The sequence below is a fragment of the Streptomyces sp. NRRL S-337 genome (assembly GCF_000720175.1).
Classification (GTDB): domain Bacteria; phylum Actinomycetota; class Actinomycetes; order Streptomycetales; family Streptomycetaceae; genus Streptomyces; species Streptomyces siderophoricus.
The window spans coordinates 243,693-260,013 of record NZ_JOIX01000003.1 but is presented as its reverse complement, the minus strand read 5'-3'; the positions used below and the strand labels follow the sequence as shown (position 1 = coordinate 260,013).

16 protein-coding genes are annotated in these 16,321 nt (G+C 69.5%); 8 read left to right on the top strand and 8 right to left on the bottom strand.

All coding sequences use genetic code 11. The annotated features are described in order from the left end of the window. Together IG62_RS48335 and IG62_RS0105180 are read right to left on the bottom strand one after the other, a co-directional pair. Positions 1-197 (bottom strand): hypothetical protein (locus IG62_RS48335; protein WP_234326284.1); only part of this gene is annotated, 197 nt, incomplete at its 3' end. 140 nt (positions 198-337) lie between these two features. Then, a complete protein-coding gene (locus tag IG62_RS0105180; RefSeq protein WP_030798115.1) occupies positions 338-1,171 on the bottom strand; it encodes a hypothetical protein in 834 nt (277 codons plus the stop codon). Between the two features lie 234 nt (positions 1,172-1,405). On the opposite strand from IG62_RS0105180, the gene IG62_RS0105175 reads away from it, so the two are divergent. Next, positions 1,406-2,671: a hypothetical protein gene (locus IG62_RS0105175; protein WP_030798112.1), complete on the top strand. Its 1,266-nt coding sequence runs from the start codon at positions 1,406-1,408 to the stop codon at positions 2,669-2,671. A gap of 49 nt (positions 2,672-2,720) precedes the next feature. Here IG62_RS0105175 and IG62_RS0105170 read toward each other — a convergent pair whose 3' ends face one another. Both IG62_RS0105170 and IG62_RS0105165 read right to left on the bottom strand, forming a co-directional pair. Then, positions 2,721-3,734 (bottom strand): helix-turn-helix domain-containing protein, encoded by a 1,014-nt coding sequence (locus tag IG62_RS0105170; RefSeq protein ID WP_037837763.1) that lies wholly within the window; start codon positions 3,732-3,734, stop codon positions 2,721-2,723. Between the two features lie 265 nt (positions 3,735-3,999). Next, positions 4,000-4,425, bottom strand: a complete 426-nt coding sequence (locus IG62_RS0105165; protein WP_030798108.1) for a MarR family winged helix-turn-helix transcriptional regulator — start codon at positions 4,423-4,425, stop codon at positions 4,000-4,002. Between the two features lie 229 nt (positions 4,426-4,654). Between IG62_RS0105165 and IG62_RS0105160 the strand changes: the two genes are divergently transcribed. From IG62_RS0105160 to IG62_RS0105145, 4 genes are read left to right on the top strand one after another with little or no spacing between them, the layout of a single operon-like run. Further along, the gene (locus tag IG62_RS0105160) at positions 4,655-5,572 is read left to right on the top strand and encodes an SDR family NAD(P)-dependent oxidoreductase (RefSeq protein WP_030798106.1); all 918 of its coding nucleotides are present in this window, start codon (positions 4,655-4,657) and stop codon (positions 5,570-5,572) included. A 13-nt stretch (positions 5,573-5,585) separates the two neighbouring features. Beyond that, positions 5,586-6,461, top strand: coding sequence for an amidohydrolase family protein (locus IG62_RS0105155; RefSeq protein ID WP_030798105.1), 876 nt, complete (start codon positions 5,586-5,588; stop codon positions 6,459-6,461). 10 nt (positions 6,462-6,471) lie between these two features. Further along, positions 6,472-7,971: an o-succinylbenzoate--CoA ligase gene (gene menE, locus IG62_RS0105150; protein WP_030798102.1), complete on the top strand. Its 1,500-nt coding sequence runs from the start codon at positions 6,472-6,474 to the stop codon at positions 7,969-7,971. Positions 7,972-7,998: 27 nt separating this feature from the next. Further along, positions 7,999-8,454 (top strand): MaoC family dehydratase, encoded by a 456-nt coding sequence (locus IG62_RS0105145; RefSeq protein WP_030798100.1) that lies wholly within the window; start codon positions 7,999-8,001, stop codon positions 8,452-8,454. Here IG62_RS0105145 and IG62_RS0105140 read toward each other — a convergent pair. From IG62_RS0105140 to IG62_RS0105125, 4 genes are all read right to left on the bottom strand, one after another. Next, positions 8,445-9,278, bottom strand: coding sequence for a PaaX family transcriptional regulator C-terminal domain-containing protein (locus IG62_RS0105140; RefSeq protein ID WP_107052908.1), 834 nt, complete (start codon positions 9,276-9,278; stop codon positions 8,445-8,447). The genes IG62_RS0105145 and IG62_RS0105140 overlap by 10 nt on opposite strands. A 110-nt stretch (positions 9,279-9,388) precedes the next feature. Next, a complete protein-coding gene (locus tag IG62_RS0105135; RefSeq protein WP_199812413.1) occupies positions 9,389-10,804 on the bottom strand; it encodes an alpha/beta hydrolase family protein in 1,416 nt (471 codons plus the stop codon). 298 nt (positions 10,805-11,102) lie between these two features. Then, positions 11,103-11,801 (bottom strand): hypothetical protein, encoded by a 699-nt coding sequence (locus IG62_RS0105130; protein WP_030798096.1) that lies wholly within the window; start codon positions 11,799-11,801, stop codon positions 11,103-11,105. A gap of 147 nt (positions 11,802-11,948) precedes the next feature. Further along, positions 11,949-12,752 (bottom strand): DUF6333 family protein, encoded by an 804-nt coding sequence (locus tag IG62_RS0105125; RefSeq protein ID WP_267887856.1) that lies wholly within the window; start codon positions 12,750-12,752, stop codon positions 11,949-11,951. A 220-nt stretch (positions 12,753-12,972) separates the two neighbouring features. Between IG62_RS0105125 and IG62_RS0105120 the strand changes: the two genes are divergently transcribed. The 3 genes from IG62_RS0105120 (at position 12,973) to IG62_RS0105110 (ending at position 15,998) form a co-directional block, all read left to right on the top strand. Next, positions 12,973-14,268 (top strand): NAD(P)/FAD-dependent oxidoreductase, encoded by a 1,296-nt coding sequence (locus IG62_RS0105120; protein ID WP_078871826.1) that lies wholly within the window; start codon positions 12,973-12,975, stop codon positions 14,266-14,268. Between the two features lie 137 nt (positions 14,269-14,405). After that, positions 14,406-15,293 carry an RNA polymerase sigma-70 factor gene (locus IG62_RS0105115; protein ID WP_199812416.1) on the top strand — a complete coding sequence of 296 codons (888 nt, stop codon included), beginning with the start codon at positions 14,406-14,408 and terminating at the stop codon, positions 15,291-15,293. Positions 15,294-15,602: 309 nt separating this feature from the next. Then, entirely contained in the window at positions 15,603-15,998 is a 396-nt protein-coding gene (locus tag IG62_RS0105110; protein ID WP_030798089.1) for a nuclear transport factor 2 family protein, read from the top strand. Positions 15,999-16,321: the final 323 nt, after the last annotated feature.

The following is a 16,321-nucleotide window of genomic DNA, read 5'->3' as shown; positions in this document are numbered from 1 at the left end:
CCCCCGAAGCCCCCGCCGAAACCGCCTCCCCCGAAGCCGCCGCCCCCGCCCCCGAACCCTCCTCCGCCGCCGCCGGCACGGTCGCCGCGCTCGCCGCCGTGGTCGTCGCCGTGGCCGTCGGGCCGGCCGTCATCAGGATGGTTTCGCAGCTCCGCCCCGAGCCACAGGGAGACAGGACGGCGGGAAGGGAACGACATGGGGAACGCCTCACCCGAGCTCATGTAGGTGTGCGGAGACCTGCGAGGGGTGAGGTGCACAGGCACCTTCACCTCTCTTCCATGCTCACTCCGGTGGCGTACCGGCGCCACCGGGGTGGGCGACAGCCGCCGAGCCGATATCACTCCTCCTCGCCGACCAGGCCGGACAGCTCCGTCGCCGCATCGGCGAGGGCGGCCGGAAACGCGTCCCCGATCAGCGTCGAGGTCTCGCCCGGGACCGCGTCGGCCTCCAGGATGGGGTGCGGCATCCCGACGTCGAATGGGGACAACACGTCGTCAGCCGCACGGGTGACGGCCGCGATCAGGCTCTGGAGCGACGACGAGGGGGACTGCGCGGGGTTGTCGGGCGGGTCGCCCCAGTTGTCCAGGAACCACTGCTTGAAGTCATCGAGCGTCACCGAACCGAAGTCCGGGGTGTGCTGGCCGGTGTAGTCCCTCCAGGCGTCGTTGAGGCCGGAGGCCAGGTCCTGGAGGGTCTGCTGGGCGGCGGCCGCCGCGTCGGCGTTCTGCTGCACGGCATCGGCCTGGGTGTCCGCCGCAGCGTCGTCGCCGGCGTCCACCGCGCCGTCGTAACGCTCCAGCGAGGTCACCAGTGCGGTCAGGTTGTCCGCCAGGACCGTCTGCCGGGCGGCGAACCGCACGACGGTGCGCTGCGGCTCCTCGTCGGGCAGGGCCGACTCGTCGACCGCCGCCTCGCTCACCCACACCTGGTCGAAGTCGTCGCGCGGCGGGTCTCCGGCCAGCTTCTGGACGACCGTGAAGAGCACGAAGAGCGTGCCCGCGACCACGGCCACCGGGCCGGCCACCGGTGCCGTCTGGGGCTGGATCTTGCCCACCGCGACGGCGGCGGCGGCCACCGCGGCCGCGCGGTCCCGCGCCTCACCGGCGACGGTGGCCACCTTCTGTTTGAGCGACTGCTTCTTCTGCGGCTTGACCTTCTTACGAGGTGGCATGGTCGGCCCCCTTGGTGCCCGTGAATTTCTGGTGCCGGCGGACGCCCGACGACGTCCGAGCCCGACTCCGACCTCTCAACCACGGTGACACCCCGTCGAGTTGTCGGCGACCGCAGCCGGCGCCCGGGTGCGGGCCGGTAGCCGGGGGGCTAGCGTGGAAGGGAGCCGCCGTGCCGCCCATGTCCCGGACGACGTCCCGGCCCCCACCCTGCCCCCTCCCCCAGGCGGATCGCTATGTCCTCCACCGTTCGCATCGCCGGCGCGCTGCCCACGCCGGACGCCAACCCGAGCCTGAGCATCGTCTTCGCCGGCGGCTGGTCGGTGGGTTACGACTGGGCGGCGGACCACGTGGTCACCGCGGGTGCGCCGGTGCAGCCGTTGTTCCCCGCGCCGTTCGACCGCGACCTGGACGGCGCGCTGCTCGGCCAACAAGCCTTCAGTGACTTCGAGTACGTCTTCCAGGGCGGCAACTACCAGCGGATCAAGCTGGTCGGACTGCAACCGGACGGCGACCCCGCCTCGACGGCGGACAACTGGTTCCTGCCGTCCGACTGGACCACGCTCGACGCCGTCTTCCCCGGCGGCGGGGTGAAGAGCGGCTTCGCCTACTTCTTCCACGGCCCGGACTACATGCGCTTCGACTGGCCGGCCAACGCGGCGTCGGCCGGCTACCCGAAGCCGATCGGCCCGAACTGGCACACCAGCGGCGACTTCACCCACGACTTGGACGGCGAGATCACCGGCCTGCGGGGCTTCGGCACCAAGGCGTACCTCTTCCGGACCGTCACCACCATGGTGAACAGGGACGGCCGACGGACCTCCAGCGGTGGCGTCGTGGTGAATGCGCCGGTCTACTGCCGTTACGACTTCAACGGGGAGGTCGTCGACAACACCGTCACCGATCCGGCCGACGTCGTCGGGCAGTGGAACGGCCTCTTCCCGCTGCTCGATGCCGGACCCGCCATCGAGCTCGGTCTGGCCTGGATCGACGCGGCCGAAACGGCGGCGGCCGCCACTCCGCTCGATCCCGCCACCCTGACGGCGTTCGCGCATCACTTCATGACCGGATCCCCCGACGCGACCGTGGTCAACACGGTCCGCGACCGGCTCCGGCAGATCCGCGAGCGGCTCAACGAGCTTCCGGACCGGTTCAAGTGGACCGCGGACCTGGGGTTCGCGGCAACGACCACGCCCGGCGTACTGACCGAGATCGGGGACGAGTTCTCGACCTTCCACGGGCCCAACGGCCGGGCGGCGGCGCTGATCCACGAGGCGAGCCACTTCCGGTTCGACGCCGGTATCGACGTGCCGGAGTGGTCGGGCGAGGTGGTCGCCGGTGTGCCACAGGGCCAGGCGGTGATCGGCGGCGTCACCATGCCCCGCTACAGCACCATCCCGACCTCCGACGCCCTGGTGAACCCGAGTTCGTACGCGGCGTTCGCTCAGGAGACCGCGCTGGGCGAGGACACCCGGTTCGGTGCCGCCCGACCCCAGCTCTGAACGCGGTGCTCAGGCGACGCCCGCTCTGAACGCGGCACTCATGCGGCACTCATCGGGCATCTGCCGCCTCACCCGCTCCCGGAGCGCCCCGCATCGCCACCCGGTACTCGCTGGGCGACATCCCCGTCGCCGTTCGGAAGGCGCGGGAGAAGCGGTCCGGCTGGGGGTAGCCCCAACGGGTGGCGATGGCGTGGATGGTCAGCTGGGACAGCGCGGGGTTGGCCAGATCACGGCGGCAGCGGTCGAGGCGCTGCCGGCGGATGAAGGCCATGGGGGTGGTGGACTGCTGCTGGAAGATGCGGTGCAGGTAGCGCAGGGAGATCTGGTGGGCGGCGGCGATGGTCTCCGGGTCCAGTCCGGGGTCGCCGAGGTGATCGACGATGAAGGCGCTGATCCGCAGGAACAGTGCGTGCTGGCCGGATTCGCCGGATGCCTCGGTGCCGTCGGGCGGGGTGGTGACACGGTCGAAGTGGTGGGCGAGGACGGTCGTCAGCAGGTCGAGTGCGGTGTCTCCCAGGCGGGTGACGTCCTGCGGGGTGCAGTGGGCGTACTCCTCGGCCAGCCCGACCACGAACTGGCCGAAAAGGCGGGCGACTCCTTCCGTCCACGGCAGGGAGAGTCCGCACAGCCGGGTGAACTGCTCGTGCGGCAGCCGCAGCAGCTTCTTCGGGAACTGGAAGAGCAGCGTCTTGCCCGGTGTGTCACCGGCGAAGGTGTCGAAGGGTTGGGAGCTGTCGAAGAAGCCCATGTCCCCGCGCTTGAGCAGGGAGTGCTGCCGGCGCTGCTCGATGCCTATCTCGCCCTCCGTGACGACGGCGACGTGGTACATCTCCGGATCGGACTGCCGGACGAGCCTGGGGGTCCGCTGCGCGATCAGCGAGGCGTAGGAGAGCTCGGAGACCTGCCCCACGCCGAGCGGCATCATCGCGATCCGCGCCCCGAAGGTCGCCGTCTCCAGGAACTTGACGCGCTGGGTCACCTGCGCCAGCGCCATGGTCTCGGCCCACGCCTCCGGTCGTTCCTGCACGGGGAACTCGACGGTGTCGATGACGGTTGGATGCATCCCTGCTCCCAGGTATGGATGACGCTGCTGCGAGACAGCCGACAGTGTGCAGGGACGCCGGGGACCGACAGTGCGTTCCGCGCCAACAACTGTGCGCCCGGGGGCAACGACGGCCGCCACCTGGCTCGGACAGGATCGAAGCCTGCCCCGCACGACCACTGCTGGTCGGGCCGGTACCGCCGCGGGGGTGCGGTACCGGCCGCGGGGCACCCTGCGCACCGGGCCGGCCACAGCGAGGTGTCACGCGCACGACAATCGTGTCGCGTTACTCCAGCCCCGCCTCCGCGATCCGCAGCAGCAGCGTATGCAGCGTCTTCCGCTCGGCCGGCTTGAGCGGATCCAGCAGCTCGTTCGTCACGCGCAGACCCGATTCGTCGGTGTCGCGGAGGAAGGCGCGGCCCTCCTCCGTCAGCACGACGATCCGGCTGCGCCGGTCGTCGGGGGCGGGCCGGCGCTCCACGAATCCCAGTTTCTCCAGATCGTCGACGAGACCGACGATCGCGCTGGGGTCATAGCCGAGCCGGGCACTCAGCTCGCGCTGCAGGGCGCCCTTTGAGGTGGCGAGGAAGCGCAGCAGCGCGTAGTGCCGCAGGCGCACGCCCGACTCCTGGAGGAAGGCGTTGAAGAGCTGCCCGGAACGCAGCCCCAGCCGGTACAGGAGGTAGCCCGTGTCCGCGTGCAGTCCGCGCATCCATGGCTCGTGCGCGTCGATCGGGACGGGGGTCTTGGGGCTCGGCTGGCGGGCGATGACGGACTCCCTGGTCAGGGCCCCGGCAGGGGCGGATGGTGAGTGCTGGTCCCAGTGTGACGCATCATATCGGTCAGCAACAACTATTGACGTCAACAATCATTGTTCTTACCTTCGATCTCGACGTCGCACCCCGAGCGCCGTGCAGGCGCCCCTACGAAGGGATCCGTACGTGCCCACCATCGATCTCACCGGCAAGGTCGCCGTCGTCACCGGCAGCGGCCGGGGCCTCGGACTCGCCTACGCCCAGGCGCTGGCCGCGCACGGCGCCTTCGTCGTCGTCAACGACATCGACGAGGACGTGGCGGAAGCGGCCGTCACGTCCCTCACCGAGGCGGGCGGCACGGCAGTCGCCGAGGTGGTGCCGGTCGGCACGGCCGAGGCCGCGGACCGCCTGGTGGCGCGCGCCGTGAACGAGTTCGGGCGGCTGGACATCCTGGTCACCAATGCGGGCATCCTGCGCGACAAGGTCCTGTGGAAGATGACCGACGAGGACTTCGACGCGGTGCTCACCACCCACCTCAAGGGCACCTTCACCTGCGCCCGGGCCGCCGCCGTCCGCATGCGCGAGCAGGGCGAGGGCGGCACGCTGATCCTGGTCGGCTCCCCGGCCGGCCAGCGGGGCAACTTCGGGCAGACGAACTACGCCGCCGCCAAGGCCGGTATCGCCGCCATGGCCCGTACCTGGTCGATGGAGCTGGCCAGGGCCGGCATCACCGTCAACGCGATCGTGCCGGTGGCCGCCACCGCCATGACCGGGACCATCCCGGCCTTCGCCCCGTACATCGAGGCCATGAAGAACGGCGAGCGGCTGCCGGACTTCCTGCGGAAGGGCGAGGGCTTCGGTACGCCCGAGGACTGCGCGGCCCTCGTCCCGTTCCTCGCCTCGGAGGCGGCGCGCGGCATCACCGGGCAGGCCATCGGCATCGGCGGCGACAAGGTGGCACTCTGGTCGCATCCGCAGGAGATCAGGGCGGCATACGCCGAGGGCGGCTGGACACCGGACGCCCTGGCCGACGCCTTCCCCACCTCGGTCGGCGCCGAGCTGCAGTCGGTCGGCATCCCGGCGCCCGCGGTCCCGGAGGCGTGAGATGGCCCCCTCGATGCCTCTCGAAGAGCTCGTCGCGATCGACGTCCACACCCACGCCGAGGTCTCCTCCCAGGGCCGCTCCTCACTGGACGACGCTCTGCACGACGCCTCCGCCGCCTACTTCAAGGTCGAGGGCAGGCGGAAACCGACCTTGGAGGAGACGGCCGCGTACTACCGCGAGCGGAAGATGGCCGCCGTGATCTTCACGGTGGACGCCCAGTCCGCGACCGGCACGCCCCCCGTCCCCAACGAAGAGGTCGCCGAGGCGGCCGCCGCCAACGCGGACGTGCTCATCCCCTTCGCCTCCATCGACCCCTTCCGCGGCCGGGCGGGCGTGCGGCAGGCCCGCCGCCTGGTCGAGGAGTACGGGGTGAAGGGCTTCAAGTTCCACCCCAGCATCCAGGGCTTCTTCCCCAACGACCGTGCCACCGCCTACGAGTTGTACGAGGTCATCGAGGAGACGGGCACGATCGCGCTCTTCCACACGGGCCAGACCGGCATCGGCGCCGGCGTTCCCGGCGGAGGCGGGATCCGCCTCAAGTACTCCAACCCACTGCACGTCGACGACGTCGCCGCCGACTTCCCGCACCTGAAGATCATTCTGGCGCACCCGTCCTTCCCCTGGCAGGACGAGGCCCTCGCCGTCGCCACCCACAAGCCGGGCGTGCACATCGACCTGTCCGGCTGGTCGCCGAAGTACTTCCCGCCCCAGCTCGTGCAGTACGCGAACACACTGCTCAAGGACAAGGTCCTCTTCGGCTCCGACTTCCCCGTCCTGACGCCCGATCGCTGGCTCGCCGACTTCGCGAAGCTGCCGGTCAAGGACGAGGTGCGGCCGAAGATCCTCAAGGAGAACGCCGCCCGCCTGCTCGGGCTGACCACGCCGTAAGGGGCCGTCGATGCGCAACGAGGGACTGGGGTCGTGGCCCGCACGCCGGGCCCGCAAGACCCCGCACCGTACCGCCTTGGTCCACGGCGAGACCGCGACCACCTACGCCGGACTGCACGAGCGCACCACCCGCCTCGCGCACGCGCTGCGCGCACGCGGCATCCGGCGTGCCGACCGGATCGCCTACCTCGGCCCCAACCATCCCTCCTACCTGGAGACACTGTTTGCGGCGGGCATCCTCGGTGCGGTCTTCGTCCCGCTCAACACCCGTCTGGCCGGGCCCGAACTCGCCTACCAGCTCGCCGACTCCGGCGCCAAGGCCCTCGTCTTCGGCCCCGCGCACGCCGGGCTCATCGGCGACCTGTCGCGCGACACGGACGTGCGGACGACCATCGAAGTCGACGCAGAATATGAGGAGTTGATCGCCGCGGCCCCCGCGACGCCGATCGACGAGCCGGTCGGCGCCGACGACAACAGCCTCATCATGTACACCTCGGGGACGACCGGTCGCCCCAAGGGCGCAATGCTCACCCACGGCAACCTGACCTGGAACGCGCTCAACGTCCTGGTCGACACCGATCTGACCGCCGACGAACGGGCCCTGGTCTCCGCCCCGTTGTTCCACACGGCCGGCTTGAACATGCTCACCCTTCCGGTACTGCTGAAGGGCGGCACCTGCGTGCTCGTCGAGGCCTTCGACCCGGAGGCCACCCTCGACGTGATCGAACGGCACCGGATCACCTTCATGTTCGGGGTGCCGGCCATGTTCGACCAGGTGGCGCGACATCCGCGCTGGGCGGACGCGGACCTGTCCAGCCTGCGGATCCTCAACTGCGGCGGCTCCCCGGTGCCGACCTCGCTGATCGCCCGCTATCAGGAGCGGGGGCTGACCTTCCTCCAGGGCTACGGCATGACCGAGGCGGCGCCTGGGACGCTGTTCCTGGACGCCGAGCGCGCGGTCGACAAGGCGGGTTCGGCGGGTGTGCCGCACTTCTTCAGCGACGTGCGGGTGGTCCGCCCGGACCTCACACCGGTCGACGTCGGTGAGACCGGTGAGATCGTCGTCCGCGGGCCGCACGTCATGCCCGGCTACTGGGGGCTGCCCGAGGAGACGGCCGCCACTTTCGCCGGCGGCTGGTTCCGCAGCGGGGACGCGGCCCGGGTCGACGAGGACGGGTACGTGTACATCGTCGACCGCATCAAGGACATGATCATCTCCGGTGGAGAGAACATCTACCCCGCGGAAATCGAGGACCTGCTGCTCGCCCATCCCGGCATCGCCGAGTGCGCCGTGATCGGCATTCCGGACGAGAAGTGGGGCGAGGTGCCCCGCGCGGTCGTCGTCCCCGCCGAGGGCGTCTCGCTGGAGCCGGACGAGGTGCTGGCCTCGCTGGCCGGGCGACTCGCCAAGTACAAGATCCCCAAGTCGGTGGTGTTCGCCGACGAACTCCCGCGCACCGCCTCCGGGAAGCTCCTGAAGTCCCGGGTGCGCACCCGCTACGGCAACTGACCAACTCTCCCAAGGAACAGGCCACTTATGAGCATCACCGTCAACGGCATCGACGAACTGAAGAAGCTCGCGGGCAGCGGCCTCGGCACCAGCGAGTGGATCGCGGTCACCCAGGAGCGGATCCACACCTTCGCCGACGCCACCGGCGATCACCAGTGGATCCACGTGGACCCGGAGAAGGCCGCCGCGGGCCCCTTCGGCGCCCCGATCGCCCACGGCTATCTCACCCTCTCCCTCTTCATCCCGCTGTTCACCGAGCTGCTGGACGTCCAGGGCGTCACGACGAAGGTCAACTACGGCCTCAACAAGGTGCGTTTCCCCGCGCCGGTGAGGGCCGGCTCCCGCATCCGGCTGGCCGGGAGGCTGGCCGAGGTCGAGGACGTGACCGGCGGAGTACAGATCACCGTCGACGGCACGATCGAGATCGAGGGCGGGACCAAGCCGGCGGCCGTACTGCAGAGCCTGTCCCGCTTCTACGCCTGATCGGGGCGTACGGGTACGAGGTCGAGAAGGCGTTCCGAGGCGTCCTGGGCGAGCGGCGTGAGCCGGTCGTACACCGCCCGGAACGTCTTCTCGGCCTGCTCGGCCGGCCAGTCGTCCGGCAGGTGCCGGACCGGCAGACGCGGGTCCCGGCGGATGACCTGCAGCCACTCGGCCTGCAGCCGCAGCCGCAGGGCGAGCGCAGCGAGAGGGGGCTCCGGCAGCCTCGTCTCCCACGGCTGCCAGCGCCGGGCGAACTCCTCGTAATAACCGGCCAGTTCGACGAGGTCCCAGGTCTCCCCGATCATCGCGCCGATGTCCATACCGGTGTCGGCGTGCGCCCGGAAGATCTTCACATGGGCGGCCAGGCCGAGCTCGGCCACCAGCAAGGACACGTCCACCTCGCCGGGTGCGATCCACAGTCCGCTGAACAGCGGTCCGAAGCCGCTCCAGGTGAGCTTCGCGCGCAGGTCGTGGCGCTGGCGCTGCCAGGACTCGGGCAGCGAGAAACCGAGCAGGGTCCAGGTGCCGTCCCACTCCCGATTGACCGCGCCGGTCTGCCAGATGCGACGTTCGCCGTCGCGCAGCACGGCCGACGAGTGCCCGGTCAGCCCGAAGTACATCCGGCGGCCCTCGCGCTGGCGGCGCAGCAGGCCGCGGTTCACCATGCGGGTCAGCGTTGAACGTGTCGCCTGCTCACCGATCCCGGCACGGGCGAAGACGTCGATGACGCTGCCGGAGGACACGCAGACGTCCCGCCCCAGCACTTGGTCGCCCAGGAACGTCAGCATCAGGGACTGGGGCCGCAGCGACTCGTCCGTGTTCACGCGGTCCACCGTAGCCCTCTCCGATCCGGGCGTGACCTGGCGGTTCGCCTTCCCGTCCGCGTACCCGTCCGCGTTCCCGTCCACCTACCCGTCCGCGTTCACGTCGCGGATCAGTGCGCCCTCGTGTCGCGCCCCCGGGCACCGACCAGCTCCGGAGCGGTGTAGCGGAGGAACGAGGGGTAGCTGCCCTCCCCCGCCTCCCCCGCGACCTCGTTGAGCTTCTGCGGCTCGGTGGCCGCGCCCCAGCTGCCGGTGTCGAGGCGGTGCTCAAGGGCGTGCAGGACGGCGAGCCAGTTGGCGGGCTTGAAGGTGCAGTGGCCGGTGGCGTGCACATACGTCTGGCGCAGCATGCTGCCGTCGCCCGCACTGCGCACCCTACGGGCGTACTCGCTCTCCTGTGGCGCCGGGTTCAGCGGGTCGTCCGTGGTGTGCAGGGTGAGGTTCGGCACGGCAAGGTGGCCGGAGGGCACGGCGGTGCGCTCCATGTGCCGTACGGCGTCCGGGTCCGCCTCGGTGTGGGCGTTGCGCGTGAGCTTGGCGAGGTCCTTGTCCAGGTCGAGGCCCGCCTTCTTGTAGAGGGCCCGAACCTGGGGGACATCGCGACTGTGCCGGAGCAACTGGGCATAGTTGACGCCGGCGTTGGAGTAGACGGGGCCGCCCTGGGCCTTCTCCACCTGATAGCGCGCCCCGAGGGTGAAGGGGAGGGACATCTTCACGAGCCCCTCAGCCTGCTGCTTCTCCCGTGCCTCGAAGTCATGGGCCTTGGGCGGCTGCCGGCCGCTGAACCAGTTGGGCTGGTTGCTCAGGGCCGCGACCAGTGCCGTACGCGCGCGTCCCTGTGCTGTCGACTGGGCGCCCTGGACGGCGGCCGCGAGGGCCTTCCCGGAGGCAGCGGCTTCCGCGTCGGAGGAGAAGCCGCTGACCTTGATCTGTTTTTCGGAACTTCCGGAGCTTCCGGAGCCGCCGGAGACGAGGAGCTGGTTGATCGCGTAGTCGCCATCCGTCTGGTACTCGTTGAAGTCGAGACCCCCCGCCACGATGCCGCAGGCGGAGAGTGCACCGTCGACACGGCCCCGACCGTGCTGCGCGACGAGCGAGTTGATCAGCCCGCCCATCGACTCCCCCCAGGCAAGGGTGCGTTTCGGCTCGCGCACCGCGGCGACCCTCTTCCTGACTGCGTCGAGGGTGTCGAACTGATCCTTCACGGCCACGTTCAACGCCCAGCGCGAGCTACCCGAATACGAGGAGCCGATCAGCGCATAGCCCCGCTTGAGGAACGCGTCGCGGGTCTTCGGGTCGGGGGCGCTCCGCGCCCGGAGCGGCCCGTAACCGTGCGAGAACAGCATCAACGTGCCGTTGAAGTCCTGTGGCACATCAGCGACCCACTTTGCCCCGTCCGCGAGCTCACCTGTGTAGTGCTTGGCACGGGCAGCGTGCCCCGTGGGGGCGGCGCTATCGGAATCCTTGGGGGCCCCGCATCCGGCGGTCACCGCCAGCGCGGTACAGCAGCCGAGCAATGCGGTCACGGTCCGGGGGTAGGGGATGGGGTGAGCGCGGTTTCCGGGGCCTGGCGATGTCATAAGGACTCCGTGGGGCGGCTGGCTACGGAGGACCGACGGTAGGCAAATGCATTACAGCAGTCAATGAACTGCCTAACGTCATCTCATCGCCCTCATCTGAGTGAGGCCCAGGACACGGCGTCCTGGGCCTCACAATGACCGTTCCTGGAGAAGTGACCCGTTCCCGGGGAAGTGACCCGTTCTCCGGGGCGTGACCGTTCGCCGGGAAGTGACCGTTCCCGGGGTCCGAGAGCTCGGCCGCAGATCAGTCCTCGTTGTTCGTCAGGCTGGCCCGGTAGGTGACCTTGGAACCGAGGACGTGCTCCTTCTTGTAGGCGGCCTTGCCGAAGGACGCCACCTGCGGTTCGGCGGACCAGTAGGTCTGCGCGCCGTAGCCCTTGACGCTGACGCGGTTGTGGGTGACCGCTATGGCCGCGTTGACATTGGCAACCTTGGCGGTGGCGGTGGCTCGCTTCGGGCCGTTGCCAGCGGTCGGGTAGGAGATGCTGATGGTCTCGGCGGTGACCGGGATCTTGAAGATCTCCTCGGTCACGGTGAAACGGACGGTGGTGGTGCGGCGCTTGTCCTTGCCCACGGCAGTTGAGGCCTTGGTGACGAAACGCACCTCGCTGTTGTGCGGGTCGATGGCAGTGCGCGGCTGCCCGATCCGGCCCTCCACCTGACCGAGGAGAGCCTCGTAGATCTTGCGGTTCTGGAGGTCCTGGACGAAGGTCGCCTGCTGACCCTTGGTCAGTGCGCTGAACCCCTTGAGGGCCTTCTTCGCCTCGGGCGTCTTCTGCTTCTTCAGGTACGCCTGGTAAGACGCCACGGTGAGCTTGGCGGGCTTCTTGGCGACGACCTCGGAGGCGTCAGCGGCATGCGCAGTGGGAGCGAGGATCGCTGCGGAGGCGCCGACGGCTATGGCTGCAGCGGCAAGGCGGCGGCTCGCGGTGCGGGTGGGCATAGGAATTCCTCCCGTTGCGGAAGTGATGCAGGTGGTGGTCGCAACGAACCTACGGAAGCACCGCGTCGGCCGAAATCGTCTCTACAGCCAGCGTCCGTTGGGGCATGGGCCATCCGTTCAACTCCCTTTGGTCCAGGGGCATCCGGGTCAGTCCCCGAACCACGCCTCCTCCATCTCGGATGCGGCCGACGACGTGCGACGAACGCGGAACACGGAAACCCGCCGGCCTCCGGCACCAGGGCCCACGCCGAGGCCGCCGGGGAGTCCCCAAAGGGCGAGGATCCCGAGATCGGACCAGACACGGTCGCAAGGGTCCTCGTCGAGGTCGAAGCCCGCTTCCGCCGCCGCCTCGCGGCCGATGCCTATGGCGCGCAACACCTCTTCCGGGTCGCCGGCGAAATCCCATTCGTCGTCGCAGTCCCACCCCGCGGCGTACACCTCCACGCCGCCGGGCAGGACCACCACGTCTTCGAGGAAGCTGTTCCCGTAGTCCATTTCGATCGACCCGACGATCCGGGCCTCCGGGTGCCGTGCACGCTGCCTGCGGACCTCCTCCGTCATGGCATACGTAAGGAAGTCACCGCCGAGGGCCGGATCGGTGATGTGGACGGCGTTGCCCCAACAACCGATCGCGACCAGGTCGAGGTCGGCGCGCACCTCCGGATCGCGAAAGTCGGCGATGAGGCGGTCCGGCAGCTGCTCCAGAACCTCCTCAACGGTGCCCAGCTCCTCAACGACCTGGCGGGCACGCACCGAATCATGCGGCGCCATGACCGGCTCGTCGGCCTCGCCCGGGACAGGGAACGGCGGGAAACGCAGGGCCAGCACGGCATGGCTGCCCATCTTCGGCCGCACCTCCTGGGACCCGTTCCCGGCCCCGTTCCTCGTCCCGTTCTCGATCCCGTTCCTGATCCCCGTCTCAGGGTCCCCTCCGGGCCGTTCCTCCTGCATATGACCCACCTCACTCATCATGATCGGAGCCTAACTCCCGGCACTGACAACGCACTTCGGACACCTGCGCCGCCGCCGCTCCCCCACCCCCACCCCCTTGCCGCCCGCAACCTTTGGACTGTGACGCGCATCACACTGGCCCCGTGTCACGAATCGACGGGGAGCTTGCATCTGGTGGTCGTCAGCAGGCGAACGAAGGAAAGTGAAGGAAGCCGAGAAGATGAGCACACAGCACGAAGCAGCAGCTGGAGCAGGAGCCGAAGCGGGAGCCGGTGTGGTGATCACCAGCCAGTCGACCGCGCGTCAAACGGCCAGGCATCAAACGGCCACCCATCAGGCGGCCGCCCACCGCGTCCTCATCCTGGGAGCGGGTTACGCGGGCATGGCTGCCGCCATCCAGCTCGGGGCTCGATACGCGCGGCGCGAGAACGTGCAGGTGACGCTGGTGAATGCGCAAGAGCGGTTCACCGAACGGCTGCGGCTGCACATGACGGCGACCGGGCAGCAGCTCGCCGAGCTGAGCATCCAGGAGCTGCTGGAGGGGACCGGCGTGCGCTTCGTGCGCGGCTGGGTGACCGCGGTGGACGCGGACACCCGGACCGTACGGGTCGATGATGACCAGGTGCTGCCCTATGACACGCTGGTGTACGGGTTGGGGAGCGTGGCCGACACCGCGGCGGTGCCGGGCGTCGAGGAGCACGCGTACACCCTCAACAGCACCCAGGACGCCGAGGTACTGGCCGACCGGCTGGCACAGCTCGGCAGCGGCACGGTGGTGATCGGCGGCAGCGGACTGACCGGCATCGAGGCGGCCGCGGAGATCGCCGAGCGGCACCCGGAGCTGAACGTCGTGCTGCTGGGCCGGCAGGAACCCGGCGCGGCCATGAATCCGAAGGCCAGGGCGTATCTGCAGGGTGTACTCGACCGCCTTGGCGTCCAGGTGCGCAGCGGAGTCGAGGTGGTGAAGGTCCTCCCGGACGCGGTCGAGCTGGCGGGTGGGGAGAGCATCGACGCCGACGCGGTCCTGTGGACCAGCGGGACCCGGGTGTCGCCACTGGCGGCCGCCGCCGGCCTGACTGTCGACGCGCACGGCCGTATCGTCACCGACGTCGCGCTGCGGTCGGTGTCGCATCCGGATGTCTTCGCCGTTGGCGACGCGGCGGCGATCCGCCAGGGATACGGGGTCATGCACGGCACCTGCCAGGGCGGCATGCCGACGGGCGTGCACGCGGCGGTGTCCATTGCCCGCGTGCTGAAGGGCAAGCAGCCCAAGCCGTTTCGCTTCGGCTTTTACCACACGCCGGTGAGCCTGGGCCGGCACGAGGCGGTCGTGCAGTTCACGCACCCCGATGACACCCCCCGGCGGCTCTGTCTGACCGGACGCCTGGCGGCCCGGTATAAGGAGACGGTGAGTGCTTCCCCCTGGCCGACCTACGGCCGTATGAAGAAGATGCCCGCCTCGGGCGCGTTCTGGCCGCGCGGCGGCCGTTTCACCCGCATACGGGAGGCCCGGTGACCTACCCGCCCCCGCGCCCCGCACCGAGGCAGCACACGGATCTGGGCCAGGACCAAGAGGTACGCCGGCGCCTGGACCAAGACCGGGACCCGGACCGGGATCGGGACCTGGACCTGGACCTGGACCTGGACCAACAGGTGTACCGCCGGCATCGCAACCTGCTGTTCTCGGTGGCCTACCGCATCCTCGGCACGGCGGCGGACGCCGAGGACGCGGTTCAGGACGCCTGGATCAAGTGGTCGGCGGCCGACCGCTCTCAGGTGGCCGACCCCAAGGCGTATCTCACGCGGATCGTGTCGAATCTGGCGCTGGAACGGCTGCGCTCCACCCGGCACAAACGGGAGACGTATGTGGGGCCGTGGCTTCCGGAGCCCATCCTCACCGTCGGCGACACCGCCGATTCCGTCATGGACGCCGAGTCGGTGTCGATGGCGATGCTGGTGGTGCTGGAGACGCTGAGCCCCCTGGAGCGCGCGGTGTTCGTGCTGAAGGAGGTCTTCGGCTTCAGCCATGCCGAGATCGCGGAGGCGGTGGAGCGTTCCGAGGCCGCGGTGCGGCAGACCGCCCATCGTGCACGCGAGCACGTACAGGCCCGGCAGCCGCGCTTCGCCGCGGACCGGTCGCGGCAGCGGGAGGTCACGGAGAAGTTCTTCGCGGCCTCGACGGGTGGGGACATCAACACCCTGATGGAGTTGCTGTCTCCGGACGTGACGCTGTGGACGGACGGCGGCGGCAAGGTCCGTCAGGCCCTGCGACCAGTGGTGGGCGCGCAAACGGTGGCCTCCTGGTTCGCCGCTATCGGCACCGTTACCTACCAGGGCATCGAGCCTGCCGATATGCACGCCGAATTGGTCGAGATCAACGGCGGGCCGGGTCTGCTGTTCAGCGGACCGGACCGCGTGATCGCCACGGTCACCTTCGATTTCGACGCCGAAGGCCGTATCACCGCCCTCCACAATGTCGCCAACCCGGACAAACTCGGGGCCATCACGAACGGCACCCCCCACGACGTCGCCACCCGGTAAGTCAGGAGCGCGCCGGTCCCCAACCCCCGTCGTCCGGCTGGGCACCAACGCCCAGCCGACGCGGGTGGCCCGGGAGGACGGGCCGGTGGCGCGACACAGTGGGGCTCGTGCGTCTCCGCACCCAACAGGCGGCCGATCGCGCCCAGTTTCCGGGTGTCGAGAGCACCACTGTCCCGTCCCACGTCACCGTGCGCCGCGACCTAGACTCAACACCGCGACGTTGCTCAGCCCACTCAGCCCACAGCGAGTCTGCCGTTGCTTCCGAGATGCCACCGGCAGACTCGGCGAGGAAACAGGAGATGCCGACCCATGTCCACGAACACCGCCGATCCCGCGATCGCCGAACGGTTCCTCATCGCTTTCAAGGAGCGCGACTGGCAGGCGCTGCGTGATCTGCTCGCCGACGAGATCACCTGGTCCATGCCGGGGACCGGCACCATCTCCGGCACCCTTCAGGGGGCGGACCTGGCCGTGGAGCGGGCCCGGCAGATCGCGGATCAGGGGGTGCGTACCGAGTTGCTGCACATGCTCATCGGCGCACACGGTGCGGCACTCTCGCTCCGCAACACCGCGACCGCCCCCGACGGCCGCGAGCTCGACGAACACCTTGCGACCGTGCTCACCATCCGGTCCGGACGTATCACCGCCATCGACAGCTACCTCTCGGACGTCGACGGCATGAGCACCTTCTTCACCGCAGCCTGACCTGGCCGCACTTGACCTGGCCTGACCTTGGCAGGGTGGAGAAGGCGAGCTCTGTCGCGGTTACCGTCACGACGTCGGCGGCCCGGCGGGGAAGAGGACGGGGCTGAGGAGGTAGGGCACGCGATCCGGGGTGGCCACGGCCATCCCCCAGTTCCGCGCCGCGCCGCCCCGCCGGGAGCGCCGTATCGCATCGAAGTCGACGTCGACGTCGGAGTCGGAGTTGACATCCGGCCATGATTTTTTCCGTACCGCAGGTGGCGGACTTCCACGCCTATGTACGATACGGCCGAAAAAGAACGCCATGTAGCACCATTCCTGTGGGG